The sequence below is a fragment of the Nocardia sp. CDC153 genome, assembly GCF_035818515.1.
Classification (GTDB): Bacteria; Actinomycetota; Actinomycetes; order Mycobacteriales; family Mycobacteriaceae; genus Nocardia.
This window is the reverse complement of sequence record NZ_JAYKYU010000006.1, coordinates 540348-553516: the sequence shown is the minus strand read 5'-3', so window position 1 is coordinate 553516 and position 13169 is coordinate 540348. Positions and strand designations below refer to the sequence as shown.

Genomic DNA, 13169 nt, shown 5'->3' with positions numbered 1-13169 from the left:
GCCCGCCGCGGGCCGTCGGGCCCCGATTCGCGGGTCGGAGGTGCACCAGGGCCGCGGAGAGGACCTTGGACCCTGGCCGGTCACCGCTGGCTGGTTAGCGTCGAAGGCATGAAATCCCTTGCCCAGCACCTGCTGTGGTTTCTGCCCATGCTGTGGCTCGGCATGGTGCTCGCCATCTCGTTCCTGGAGGCGCCGCTGAAGTTCCGGGCCCCGGGCATGACCCTGCCGCTCGGCTTGGCGATCGGCCGAATCGTGTTCCGCGCCTTGAACACCGTCGAATTCGTGCTCGCGGCGCTCCTGGTCGCCGCCGCCGCGATCGTCCGCCCCTCCGACGCCGCCTGGGGCTGGCTCGGCTGGGCCATCTTCGTCCTGGCCACCCAGCTACTCGCCGTCCGCCCGCCCCTGACCCGCCGCTCCGATCGAGTCCTGGCGGGCGAGCAACTCCCCCGCTCCACCGCCCACCGCTGGTACGTCGCCCTCGAACTGCTCAAGGTCGCGTCCCTGATCGGGCTGGCCATCACCACCGCACCCTGATTCCGAGAGAACACCGCCATGAGCGACACCACGCACACACCCCTCCCGATCGGACAGGCGGCCGCCGCCGTCGCCCGCTGCCTCATCCGGACCGTCGTCCTACTGCTGCGCCGACAAGTACACCTGCCGCGCGAAAACCTCGGCCTGCGTGTGGGGTTCGCGGACGGCACCGCGGCGCGGGTGTTCCGCGAGACCGTCATCGACCGCCCGGCCCCCACCGACCCCTGCGTCCTGGTGGTCACCTTCACCCTGCGCGCCGTCCGCGGTCGCGGCCATGCCCTGTTCCGTCGCGAGAGCCTGCTCAACACCCTGCTCTTCGCCGGGTTCCCGGGCCTGATCTCCAAGCTCTGGCTCACCGACGACGAGCGGGGCCGCTACCGCGGCCTCTACGAATGGAACGACCCCGCCTCCGCCGAGGCCTACGCCCGTGCCCTGTGGCGGGTGCTCGCCCTGGTCAGCGTCCCCGGTTCGATCGACTACCAGGTCCTGCCCGGCCTCCGCCGCGGCGATCTGCTCGCCTCGGCGGGCCTTCCGGACCCGGAAACCTCCCTCGACTGGTGGCAGCCCACCGATTTCGCCGCGGCCGAACCCGCCTGACCGCCGTCCGGGCGCGGCGACATCGGAATGATGCCGACGCGCCCGGGCTGTGCGAATGGAACTGAATGGTTTGGCTTCAGAATCGGGGGCGACCCGTTATCGATGGGCGAAGGTCATCGGCAGGGAGGACGCAAGTGAGGCCCTCGGGCCCTTCGGCAATGCCGTCTCGCGGCACAGGATCGGAGTCGACTCCGAGCGAGAGGGAATGATCATGAGGACTTCGAGGGCGATTCTGGTGGGGCTGGCCTCGGCGGTGGGCGGGCTGGCCGTCGGGTACCGGCTCTTCGCGCGCAATAGGTGTCTCACCTGGGGTGCGACCGCCGAGGAGGCGGGCAAGGGGATGCCCGGGGACGGGCTGTTGGCCCAGCCCGACCTGGTCACAACACGGGCGATCACCATTTCCGCTACGCCGGAGCAGGTTTGGCCGTGGCTGGTGCAGATGGGGCCGGGGCGGGGTGGGGCGTACACCTACGACTGGATCGAGAATCTGCTCGGGCTGGATATGCACAGCGCCTCGGAGATCCTGCCGGAGTTCCAGAATCTCGCCATCGACGACATCCTGCCGATGGGTAAGACGGGTCCCCGCATGCGCGTGGCCATTCTGAGTCGGCCGTACGCCTTCGCGCTCGCCTCCACCGATCACCACTGGGTGTGGGCGTTCGAACTCTACGAGGCCGACGGCGACACCCGGCTGCTCAGCCGCAATCGGATCGAGCTGCCGAATCACGGTGTCCTGCAACGGTTGTTCTACATGTTCGTGATGGAACCCGGCAGCCTGATCATGGAACGCAAGATGCTGCTGGGCATCAAGGAGCGTGCCGAGCGCATGCGCCCGCTGCCCGCCGCGCCGGTCGACGAAGGGATCGATCACGCGGATCTGCATGCCGGGCGCAACTGGCCGACCCGAACGCTCGGAGTTTGATACCGATCCCACTCTGCCCAACCACTCAGTGACAGCGAAAGGCGGTGTGCATCATGATCAGTGCGGCATCCGAGGCGGTGTCGGGGAATCCGGCGCCCTTCACCTGGGTCACGGCCGTGTCCATGGCCGTGTTCTGCGGCATTCTGTGGCTCATCGTGGATTACATGCGCACCCATCCGCGCCCGGCGATGTGGGTGTGGGGGCTGTCGCTGTTGACCTTCCCCCTGTGGATTTGGGGGCCCGGTCGCGATATCGGGCTGATCAACTGGTTCTCGTGGGCCAAGATCCTGTCGGTGCTGATTCCGCTGACCCTGGTCGGCGCCATGCGGATCTCGGCGGCCGAGCAGCGGCCGGGCCGGTTCTGGGAGCTGCTGCGCCATCCACGGTTCCTGTGGTTTCCCTACGCGATCCTGTTCCTCAACATCGCCGAGGCCACCCTGCGCGACGCCCAGCTCGGCAACTACTGGAACGCGGCGGTCGGCCTGGGATTGTGCCTGACCATCCCGTACTGCCCCCGCTTCTGGGAGGTCCTGCCCGGCCGCAATGCCGAGCTGGTCGCCTACACGACAATGGCCTGGAACTTCCTCTACACCACCTGGAATCTGTGCTTCACCTTCGGCGGCTACCCGCCCAAGGAAGAGCATTTCGCCGCCAGCATCTGCATTCTCGCCGTCGCCGAGATCTACCCGCTGGTCAAACGCCGCCCCGAGCTCTACATCATGGCCCGCATCTACACCCTGCCGGTGCTGATGCTGGTGATCGCCATCTACAACATCTTCCCGAAGGTCATGCCCTCCGACGGCTGGTTCCACAACAACGTCTGGATGACCTGGGGCGCAATCAATTTCATCCTCACCATCCCCTACCTGTTCTGGTACACCGCCCAACTGGAAACCGGCCGAGCCTTCGTCAACTTCCGCCGTGGCCGCGCCCGAGCCGACTTCCTCCGCCAACACGGCCCCGCGGTCGAACAACTCACCGCCCTCGCCGACTCCCTCGACGCAGCGGTAGACACCCACGGCCGCACCACCCGCAACGAGGCGGACCCGGTACGGCCGTGAGCACGGCCGATACCTTCCGTTCCACGGAGTCTCGCGTGGAAATCCTCAGTTCGGGTTGAGTTCGGAGACCAGGGTGCTGCCGGTGAGCTTGTAGTCCTCGCCGACGAGTTCGTACATGCTGACGAAGCCGTCGAGGTCGTCGGTGTCGTGGTCGCCGCGGACGATCCAGACGTGTGGGATGCCGAGCATGGAGTAGACGCGGAGTTTGTCGATGGCGTCGCGGACCTGCGCGGGCTGCCAGACCGCTTCGATGACGGCGAACAGTTCGGCGGGGGCGTGGGTGGTGCTGTGTTTGTCGGGGCGGTGTCCGGGTTGGAAGACCACGCCGTCGGCGACGAAATTGTGCTGACCGATTTCACCGCGCGCGAATCCGCTGTCGGCCACATATTGATCACCGGCGGCTTCGTATCCGTGGTCGCGCCAGAAATCGAGCACCTGGAACACGATCCGGGAATACCAGAACGTGACGGGCATGAGGCTGAGCTCCAATCGACCGGATCGCAATTCCCAGGCCCAGCCGCGCGGGACCGTCGGCAGGGTGTCGAATTCGGCCCGGGTGCGCACGCCGGTGCTGGGCAGATCGAGCTGGTGAATGACCGACTCCTTTCACGACCGCGGGGCGATAAGACTGGAACACCTTAACGTCAGATCGCCGCGGCGAGGCGTTCACCAGCACTTTTACCGCTCAGCCGGGCGATTCGGACAGAAAGGACACAAATGCGGGCGAGCAAACCGACAGAGATCAAACAAGTGAGCGCACGCTCAGGACATTTGACCAGTAGCTAGCGAATTGCCAAGTGCGGCCAGGGGTTACACCAAACCCCTTGTTACACATACCAACTCGGATAGCCCGGAGGTGACCATTCACACATCATGGAATCGACCGCCCGAGTTGAACCGCCAACCGAGGATCCGTAAAGTTACTCACTAGTTAGGCACGAAGGTGTTCCTACCTCGGCCCGACATTCTGCTAGGGGGCCAATCAACTCACGTCCGCATCCACCGACGCATGTCGGACGAACACCGTTGGGTACCAACACGTTCGTTATTAAGGAGGGGACGATGGTTTCTTACATCGTCACGGGCGGAACCGGATTCCTGGGTCGGCGGGTCATCGCCGCACTGCTGGAGCGCGACCCGGAGGCCGTGGTCCACGCACTGACGCGTGAGGCGTCGGTGGCCAAGCTGCGCGAGATGGCCGACGGCTGGGGGGCCGGAGACCGCGTCTTCCCGCTGGTCGGAGATCTGACCGCACCCGGGCTCGGGCTTCAGGACGAAGCGCCGCGCGCCGATCACGTGATCCACCTCGGCGCGGTCTACGACATGACCGCCGACGAGTCCGTCACCTACGCCGCCAATGTGAACGGCACCCGCGCGGTCATCGACCTGGCGCTCGAGCTCGGCGCGGTGCTGCATCACGTGTCCTCGGTCGCCGTCGCGGGTGATCACAAGGGCAAGTTCTTCGAGGACGACTTCGACCTGGGCCAGGGCCTGCACTCGCCCTACCACCGCACCAAGTTCGAGGCCGAGAAGATGGTGCGCGAGACCGCGGGCCTGCGCTGGCGGGTCTACCGCCCGGCCATCGTGGTCGGCGATTCCCGCACCGGCGAGATGGACAAGATCGACGGTCCGTACTACTTCTTCCCGGCCATCGCGGGGCTGGCGGCGCTGCCGTCGGAGCTGCCCATGCCGATCCCGGATCTGGGTTCCACCAATATCATTCCGGTCGACTACGTGGTCGACGCGATGGTCGCGCTGATCAACAAGCCGGGCCTGATCGGGCGCACCTTCCACCTGACCAACCCGGAACCGCAGCCGTTCATCGAGATCTACAACGCCCTGGCCAAGGCGGCCGGTGCGCCGACCGCCATCGGCACCCTGCCGGGCTCGCACACCGCGCTGCACGCCCTCGGCGGCCTGCCGGGCGTGCCCACGGTGCGGGATTTCCTGTTGGAGCGCTTCGGCATTCCCGCCGAGGTCGCCCCGCACACCTCGTTCGAGTCCACCTTCGTCTCCGAATCCACCCGGGCGCAGCTGCGCGGCACCGGCATCGAGGTTCCGGCCTTCGAGGACTACGCCGAGACGCTGTGGAAGTACTGGCGCGCCAATCTCGATCCCGATCGCGCCCGCCGTGTCGAGGGCGATCGGCTCGAGGGTCGCATCGTCTTGATCACCGGCGCGTCCTCCGGCATCGGTCTGGCCACCGCGCACGCCGTCGCCAAGCGCGGCGCGACCGTGCTCATGGTGGCGCGCACCGAGGAGGATCTGGAGGCCGCGGCCGCCCAGGTCCGCGCGGAAAGCGGTGCGGCACAGGCGTACACCTGCGACATCACCGACGAGAAGTCGGTGGAGCTGCTCGTCAAGCAGGTGCTGGCCGATTACGGTCACGTCGACTACGTGGTCAACAACGCGGGCCGCTCGATCCGCCGTTCGGTGCTCAACTCCACCGACCGCATGCACGATTTCGAGCGGACCATGGCGGTCAACTACTTCGGCGCGGTGCGGCTGATCCTGGCCCTGCTGCCGTCCATGCGGGAGCGCCGCTTCGGCCACTTCGTGAACATCTCCTCGATCGCCGTGCAGACCAAGGTGCCGCGCTTCGCGGCGTACGTGGCCAGCAAGTCGGCGCTGGACAACTTCAGCGAGATCGCCGCGGTCGAGAACGCCGACGCCGGAATCACGTTCACCTCGGTGCGGATGCCGCTGGTGCGCACCGCCATGATCGCCCCGACCGACCTCTACAAGTCGATCCCGGTGCACAGCCCCGACCAGGCCGCCGACATCGTGGTGCGCGCCCTCGAACACCGCCCCAGCCGCATCGACACCCCGATCGGCACCTTCGCCCAGTTCGTCGACACCGTCATGCCGTCGGTGAAGCGCGCCATCCTGCACCAGGGCTTCCGCATGTTCGGCGAGTCGAAGGCGGCCAGGAACGATCACCCGGCCGTCACGGACGAGCCCACCGACAACACCGAGAAGCCGGAATCCCGCAGCCCGCTGATGGCGCTGGCCCCGATCGTCCAGCCCCTCATGGGCCTGCCCGCCCCTGCGGCCCGCATCACCAACCGAATCCCCGGCCTGCACTGGTAATCGGCTGCCTCACAACAGTGTTCGGCCCGGCGTGGAACAGCACGCCGGGCCGAACCATTTCGGTACCCGCTCGGCCGAGGTGGGACAGGAGCCCTAAGTGCCCATAGCACCTAACGCCCCCACGGCCGCGGATACCCGGACCCGCCCTGGGGTTTCGCTTGTGTCCGTCGAAACCGCCCGAGGGTCGGACCCTTCCCCTCCCCGGGGTCAGATGCGGTCGGCGGCGAAGTTCGCCGCCGCCACCAGATCACTGCCGTAGGCCACGTGGGCGTTGGCGTCGGTGCCCGAGCCGCAGACCGGATCGCCGCCCACACACCAGTCTCCGGTGCGGGACAGGAACTGGCCGGGGACATTCCAGCCCAGACCCCGCACGGGGTCGCCGAAGAGCAGGACCGCGGCGATGCGTCCGCTCAGGTAGTCCGGCAGCTGCACCCGGCCCGGGTACCAGGTGACCGCGCCGGTGCCCAGGGCCGCGTGCACGACCGCCGCGCCCTGCGAGTAGCCGATCACCACGAACTCCTGGCCCGGGCAGGCGGCGGCCTGGGATTCCATGTGCCCCACCAGATCCGCGCTGCCCGCGCCCACATTGAAGCTGTAGTCGGCGGGATAGTTCACGCTGTAGGCGCTCACCGATACGGGCAGCCGGTCCAGCAGCATGCCGAAGAGGGGATCGCCGATCTCGTTGCCGAGCCAGCCGGGTTCGCCTGTGCCCCTGGCCACTACGACGTCCACGGCGGCGCATCCATCCGCGTGGGCCGTCGACTGTGGCACGAACACGGTCGCGGCGATCACGGTCAGTGCCGCGAAACCCCAAGCCGTAGCCGCGAAACCCCAAGCCGTACGCCATCTCCCAGGCAGCAGTACCTTCCGGTCGCCCATTGTCCTCACCTCTCACGTCGTTGTGAGAAGCCCGGTGACTCTTGTCATTGACTAGAGACTGATCACCGGGCTATGTGACCCACGGTAAGAACGAGCGGAAGGTGCGGCAACGAATTCTACTGGAGAGTCACCTGATTGGTACCCAACCGTTTCATCATGAAACTTGTTATCTACGTGCTACTTTAGGGCTACGAGACGGCCACGGACCGGTTCGGTCGGGCACCGCGAACGGCACGCAAAATGCAACCAGTTCTCATAGTGTGTTGGTATGGAACGACTTACCGGGCTCGACGCGAGCTTCCTCTATCTCGAAACAGACACACAGCTGCTGCACGTCTGCGCAATGCTGATACTCGATCCCACCGCCGACGGGGTGGAATTCGAACACGAGGCCTTCAAGGCCGAACTCGGACGGCGGCTGCACCTGATTCCGGCCATGACGCGGCGGCTGCACCAGGTGCCGTTCAATCTCGATCATCCGGTGTGGGTGCGGGATTCGAACTTCGATCTCGACTACCACGTCCGGCGGCTGGCACTGCCCAGCGGGGCCGGTGATCGCGGATTGGCGGAACTGGCAGCCGATATCGCCGGTCAGCCGCTGGATCGCGCTCGGCCGCTGTGGGAGATGTGGGTCATCGAGGGGCTGCCGCACGGCAAGGTGGCGGTGGTGTCGAAGTACCACCACGCCATCGTGGACGGCATCACCGGCACCAATATGATGATGCACCTGTGCGATGTGGAGCCGGGCGTGAGCTACACCCCGCCCGCCGAAACCCCCTCGCACGACAGCGAACCCAATGATCTTCAGCTGGGCGTCGAGGCGCTGCTGAGGTTCCCGGGCAAGCTCGGCATGGTCGGCATGGTGCCCAAGACCGTCGGCATTCTGGGCGATCTGGTGCAGCGGCGGCGCAGCGGGAACGGTACCCGCGGCATGCCCTTGCCGTTCACCGCGCCGCGCACGCCGTTCAATCGAGCAATCACCCCGCATCGCACCATCGCCTTCGTGCAGACCGAGCTGTCGGATATCAAGGAGATAAAGTCGGCCTTCGGGGTGAAGGTCAACGACGTGGTGCTGGCCGTGGTCGGCGGGGCGCTGCGCAGTTATCTCGAACTGCACGAGGAACTGCCCGAAACCTCGCTGCTGGCCTCGGTTCCGGTGTCCACCCACGAGACCTCGCGCCACGAGGAGGGCACCAACAAGGTGTCGACCATCTTCGCGCGGCTCTACACCGATATCGAGAATCCGGTGGCGCGCCTGCTCGCCATCGCCGAGGACAATCGCGGGGCCAAGGAGGAGCACAACCTCATCGGGGCCGATTTCCTCCAGGATTGGGCGAAGTACGCGCCGCCCAACACCTTCCAGCTGGCCGCGCGGGCGTATTCGTCGTTCAAGTTGGCCGAGCATCACCCGGTGGTGCACAACCTGGTGGTGTCCAACGTGCCCGGGCCCAATTTCCCCATGTATTTCCTGGGTGTGCGGGTGGCCTCGATGTATCCGTTCGGGCCGGTGTTCCACGGCGCGGGTCTCACCGTCACTGTGATCTCCAATAACGGGCACATGGATTTCGGGTTCATCGCCTGCAAGGACCTGGTGCCGGATCTGGACAAGCTCGCCGACGCCGTCCCCGAGGTGATCACCGAGCTGCTCAAGGCCGCCCGCGAAAAGGCCTGAGCTAGGCCCGATCCACCACCGATTGCACGGCCTCGAGGAACACCGGGACAAAGACGTCCGCCTCGAGTGCGCAGGCCGCGTGACCGGCCCTGGCGAGGAAGATCTCCGCTCCCGGAATAGCCTTCGCCATCTCCAGCTGACGGAAGACGGGCAACGCCCGGTCCCGCGTGGTGATCACCACCGCCGTCGGCACTTTCAGAGTCGGCAACCAGTCCGACGAATCGAAGCGGCCCAGCACCGCGAGCGCCTGTGCGAGAGCCCACCCGCTGGTCGCCCGCAATTCCGCCATGGCCCAACGGTCCATGCGACCCACCGGCCACGACGACTCCGGCAGCGAGGGCAATTTGTCGCGGCGCAATTCGGCGCGGCGGAAGGACCATTCGGAGAACATGGCCGCGGTGACGGCCCAGCCGCGGTGGAAGGCGCGCTCGCGCCACTTCTCCTGGAATCGGTAGGTGGTGGCGGCCAGCACCAGCCCGCCCACGCGGTCCGGGTGGCGGTGCGCGGTCAGCTGGGCGACCACGCCGCCCATGGAATAGCCCGCCAGGATGGGCCGTTCGACGCCCACCGCGTCGGCGACGGCCACCACGTCGTCGGCCAGATCGTCGAGATCGAAACGCTCGGAACGGATTCCGTGGCCGTGCCAGCGCTGGTCGAACAGGACCACGCGGTAGCGCTCATTGAGTTCACGCAGGCTCGGGAACCAGTTGAGCATGGCAGTGGTGGCCATGCCGTGCAGCAGCAGGACGGTCGGCGAATCCGCGGCCGGGCCCGGCAGATCCACCACGTAGGTGGTGCCGCGGCCGGGCAGTTCCACCATCGCGCCCTGCGGCACCTCGGTCAGCCGGGAGATGCGCGGCGAGAGGCGACGGCCCCGGCGGGGTCCGGCGTTCGCGGTGGTCAGGTCCAAGCTGGGGTTCGTCATCGAAGGCCTCCCGGCGCACCGCCTCGGCGGTCGCGATCACACCGCCCTCGGCGGTCGAAATGGAACACGTTCCATTTGATGATGCCATATCGGGGCCGGGGCGGCCGGTTACGACTTGCAGCCCGCCGGGGCGCTGACGACCGTGGTGACGACCACCGGCGCGGTGGGCGGGGGCGGGGTCGCCGGGGGTTCGGTGGGGATCTCGTAGAGGCGAACTCCGGTGTGGCGCAGGGCGCCCGGATCGATGGTGACGCCGGAGACGAAGGCGGCGTGACCGTAGATGTCGGTGACCTCGGCGGTGAACGGGCCCGAGCCCAGGCCCGAGGCGGACCAGTAGTTGTCGTTGCCGCGGCGCAGCGGTACGTAGTCGCGGCCGGAATCGGGCTTCAAGGAGACTTGCGCGACCGGATTTCCGGTGCCGGAGAACAAGATCGAAATCCAGCTCGGTGAGGAGCTCGGTTCCACGCGGTAGACGAGTTCGGGGGCCGGGTTGGGGTCGCGGACGCGACTGATGCGGACCTTGGCGACGCCGTCGGCGCTATTGGCGATGGCCTCGAAAGCCGAACGGCTCAAATCGTATTGGTTCGGGGCGCAGGCGGGGCAGCGGTCGACGACCTCGGCGCGGACGCTGCCGAGCGGGCCGTCGATATCGACGTAGGAGCCGCAGGGGGCCGAGCCGTCGTATTGGCCGGTGGGTACGCCGACGTAGTAGCCGTCGAGCGGGAGGTCGGGCAGGGAGCAGGCCACGCCCTGACTGAAGGCGTAGAACCGGGCCTCGCCCTGTTCCGGGGCCGGTTGGGACTCCGTGGTCTGAATCTGCTGGGGAGTAACCGAACTCGGAGCCGGTGCGGCGGGAAGCGTGATGACGGTTGTGGTCGGTGAGGCGGTACTGCAGTTGAGTGACTGCGGTCGGATCCACCACGTGGCCAGCCCGACCACCACCGCTCCCGCCAGAATCGTCCACAACCATGGCCTGCCAGAATGGACCTCTTCGTGTCCGGTGCGGTGCATGGCCGGTCCCCAACCCTCCGAATTGTGTGTTTGCTGAAGCGATGCTGCACTCCACATCAGGAAAGCAGCCGCCGCCGTTACGCAGGGCTCGAATCGGAAACTCGGAGTGAAAAACACGGCGTGTTGCCGGTGTGTCCTGGGGATAGAACCGAGTGCGCGTTCGGTTCGTATGTCTTCTCATGGCACAGCTCGCACCGTTCTACCGGCAGGTGCAGTCGCACTACGACCTGTCGGACGACTTCTACTCGCTGTTCCTCGACCCCTCCATGACCTACAGTTGCGCGTTCTTCGAGCGCGCGGGCATGAGTTTGGAAGAGGCACAACAGGCCAAGATCGATTTGGCGCTCGGCAAACTGGGGCTCGAGCCCGGCATGACCCTGCTCGATATCGGGTGCGGGTGGGGGTCGACCATGATTCGCGCCGTGCTGACCTACGGCGTGCGGGTCGTCGGACTCACCTTGAGCCGCAATCAGTTCGATCATGTGCGGGGGCGGCTGCGGGAGCTCGGGATCACCGAAGCCGAAGTGCGGCTGCAGGGTTGGGAGGAATTCGACGGCACCGCCGACCGGATCGTGAGCATCGGGGCGTTCGAGCATTTCCGGAAGCAGCGGTACCCGGAGTTCTTCGCGCGCTGCCATCACCTGTTGCCCGCCGACGGGCGCATGCTGTTGCACACCATCATCGGGCACACGCTCGCCGAGCTGCGGGCGGCCGACATTCCCGTCACCCGCGAGGACGCGCTGTTCCACATCTTCATGAAGCGCGAGATCTTCCCCGGCGGGCAACTGCCCCAACCCGATACGGTTCCCACCTACGCCGAGGCGGCGGGCTTCCACACCACCCGCATCCAGGCGCTGCGACCCCACTACGCGCGGACCCTGGACCTGTGGGCCGAGGCCTTGGCGGCCCACCACACCGAGGCCGTGCGGCTGACCTCCGAAGAGGTCTATCAGCGCTATATGAAATATCTGACCGGTTGCGCCCATTACTTCCGCGCCGGGCACCTCGACGTCATGCAATTCACTCTTCAGAAGTAGGCAGCAATACCGCAGCTCCGGCGAACCGGCCGTGCTTCAAATCCCGCAGCGCCACATCGGCTTTCGCCAGCGAATAGGGCTGCACCGTCACCTCCAGCCGATGCCGGCCCGCGAATTCCAGAAACTCCCGCGCGTCCTGGCGTGTATTCGCGGTGACAGATCGAATCTCCCGCTCCTGGAACAGATGTCGCTGATAGTTCAATACCGGAATATCACTGAGGTGGATCCCGGCAATGGAGAGCACCCCACCCCGATCCAACGCTTCCATCGCGGGCAGCACCAGATCACCCACCGGCGCAAAAAGAATCGCCGAATCCAACGGGACCGGCGGACTGTCCGCGGCTCCCTGCGCCGAGGCCGCCCCGAGCTCGAGCGCGAGATCCTGCGCCTTCTTGTCCCGCGTCATCACGTGCACCTCGACCCCCTGCGCCAACGCCACCTGCGCGGCCAGATGCGCACTGCCACCGAACCCGTAAATCCCCAGCCGCCCGCGTTCGGGCACACTCGCCCGCTTCAATGCCCGATAACCGATGATCCCGGCGCACAAGAGCGGCGCAAGCTCCGCATCCGCATACCCATTGGGCAGCCGCAGCGCGTAATCCGCAGGCACGGTAGCGAATTCGGCATATCCCCCATTCGCATCCCACCCCGTATACCGCGACTCCGGACATAAGTTCTCATCCCCCCGCCGACAGAACTTGCACACCCCACACGTATGCCGCAACCAAGCAATCCCCACCCGATCCCCCACCGCATACTCCCCCGCCGCCTCCACCACCTCACCCACAACCTCATGCCCCGGCACCACATGCTCCCGATGCACCGGCAGATCCCCCTCGGTGACATGCAAATCAGTCCGACACACCCCACACGCCAGCACCCGAACCAACAACTCCCCCACCCCCGCCCGCGGCACCTCCACCCGCCCCAACCCCACCGGCCCCCCATCGATCGCCCCCGGCTCCCCAACCCGCCAAGCACTCATCATCGCCATACCGCCAGTCTGCCCCTCCACCCCTGACACCCCGTAGAGCACTCCGACCCCCAATTCACCCCCGAATCCGCCAGGGCGGCTCGAGGCGATTCTCACCGGCATGGAACAGGCACACCCGATGCCCATCGGGATCCCGCAACCAGGCTTCCCGCCACAGCCACGACATGTCAGCGGGGGAACTGTCGAACACAATCCCCGCGGCCCGCAACCGAGCGCACTCCTTATCGAGCCGATCGGACTCGAAGTAGATCGACACCTGCTCACCCTCGGGCACGGATTCGACCAACTCGACCGAGAACGTGCTGTCACCCTCGGGACACTCGAACCGCAGGTAATGGTTCGTCTTGACGATCAGCCGCAGCCCCAGCAGCCCATAGAACTGCTCAGCCCGCCCGAGATCCGTGGCCCCAACCGTCACCTGATTCAATCGCATTCGCCCACCCTGCA

General features: G+C 66.4%; 13 protein-coding genes. 7 read left to right on the top strand and 6 right to left on the bottom strand.

The annotated features are described in order from the left end of the window. Positions 1–108 precede the first annotated feature (108 nt). The 4 genes from VMT65_RS32955 to VMT65_RS32940 all read left to right on the top strand — a co-directional run bounded on the left by VMT65_RS32955 (position 109) and on the right by VMT65_RS32940 (position 3114). Positions 109–534 carry a hypothetical protein gene (locus VMT65_RS32955; protein WP_326312561.1) on the top strand — a complete coding sequence of 142 codons (426 nt, stop codon included), beginning with the start codon at positions 109–111 and terminating at the stop codon, positions 532–534. An 18-nt stretch (positions 535–552) separates the two neighbouring features. After that, on the top strand, positions 553–1131 hold the full coding sequence (locus tag VMT65_RS32950; protein WP_326312560.1) for a hypothetical protein: 579 nt from the start codon (positions 553–555) through the stop codon (positions 1129–1131). 211 nt (positions 1132–1342) lie between these two features. Then, complete coding sequence (locus VMT65_RS32945; protein WP_326312559.1) at positions 1343–2053, top strand: SRPBCC family protein; 711 nt, start codon at positions 1343–1345, stop codon at positions 2051–2053. A gap of 53 nt (positions 2054–2106) precedes the next feature. Then, positions 2107–3114, top strand: coding sequence for a hypothetical protein (locus VMT65_RS32940; protein WP_326312558.1), 1008 nt, complete (start codon positions 2107–2109; stop codon positions 3112–3114). Positions 3115–3159: 45 nt separating this feature from the next. On the opposite strand, the gene VMT65_RS32935 is transcribed toward VMT65_RS32940, so the two are convergent. Further along, entirely contained in the window at positions 3160–3678 is a 519-nt protein-coding gene (locus tag VMT65_RS32935; RefSeq protein WP_326312556.1) for a Uma2 family endonuclease, read from the bottom strand. A gap of 498 nt (positions 3679–4176) precedes the next feature. Between VMT65_RS32935 and VMT65_RS32930 the strand changes: the two genes are divergently transcribed. Next, entirely contained in the window at positions 4177–6204 is a 2028-nt protein-coding gene (locus VMT65_RS32930; RefSeq protein WP_326312554.1) for an SDR family oxidoreductase, read from the top strand. Between the two features lie 207 nt (positions 6205–6411). On the opposite strand, the gene VMT65_RS32925 is transcribed toward VMT65_RS32930, so the two are convergent. Then, positions 6412–7083 (bottom strand): cutinase family protein, encoded by a 672-nt coding sequence (locus VMT65_RS32925; RefSeq protein ID WP_326312553.1) that lies wholly within the window; start codon positions 7081–7083, stop codon positions 6412–6414. Positions 7084–7351: 268 nt separating this feature from the next. Here VMT65_RS32925 and VMT65_RS32920 point away from each other — a divergent pair, with 268 nt between their 5' ends. Further along, on the top strand, positions 7352–8755 hold the full coding sequence (locus tag VMT65_RS32920) for a WS/DGAT/MGAT family O-acyltransferase (protein WP_326312551.1): 1404 nt from the start codon (positions 7352–7354) through the stop codon (positions 8753–8755). A gap of 1 nt (position 8756) precedes the next feature. On the opposite strand, the gene VMT65_RS32915 is transcribed toward VMT65_RS32920, so the two are convergent. Together VMT65_RS32915 and VMT65_RS32910 are read right to left on the bottom strand one after the other, a co-directional pair. Continuing rightward, on the bottom strand, positions 8757–9680 hold the full coding sequence (locus tag VMT65_RS32915; RefSeq protein ID WP_326312549.1) for an alpha/beta fold hydrolase: 924 nt from the start codon (positions 9678–9680) through the stop codon (positions 8757–8759). Between the two features lie 108 nt (positions 9681–9788). After that, complete coding sequence (locus VMT65_RS32910; protein WP_326312547.1) at positions 9789–10691, bottom strand: expansin EXLX1 family cellulose-binding protein; 903 nt, start codon at positions 10689–10691, stop codon at positions 9789–9791. Between the two features lie 179 nt (positions 10692–10870). Here VMT65_RS32910 and VMT65_RS32905 point away from each other — a divergent pair, with 179 nt between their 5' ends. Then, complete coding sequence (locus VMT65_RS32905) at positions 10871–11728, top strand: cyclopropane mycolic acid synthase family methyltransferase (RefSeq protein WP_326312545.1); 858 nt, start codon at positions 10871–10873, stop codon at positions 11726–11728. On the opposite strand, the gene VMT65_RS32900 is transcribed toward VMT65_RS32905, so the two are convergent. Together VMT65_RS32900 and VMT65_RS32895 are read right to left on the bottom strand one after the other, a co-directional pair. Continuing rightward, a complete protein-coding gene (locus VMT65_RS32900; protein ID WP_326312633.1) occupies positions 11712–12713 on the bottom strand; it encodes a zinc-binding alcohol dehydrogenase family protein in 1002 nt (333 codons plus the stop codon). The genes VMT65_RS32905 and VMT65_RS32900 overlap by 17 nt on opposite strands. Positions 12714–12777: 64 nt before the next feature. Further along, entirely contained in the window at positions 12778–13155 is a 378-nt protein-coding gene (locus VMT65_RS32895; protein WP_326312543.1) for a VOC family protein, read from the bottom strand. Between the last annotated feature and the right edge of the window lie 14 nt (positions 13156–13169).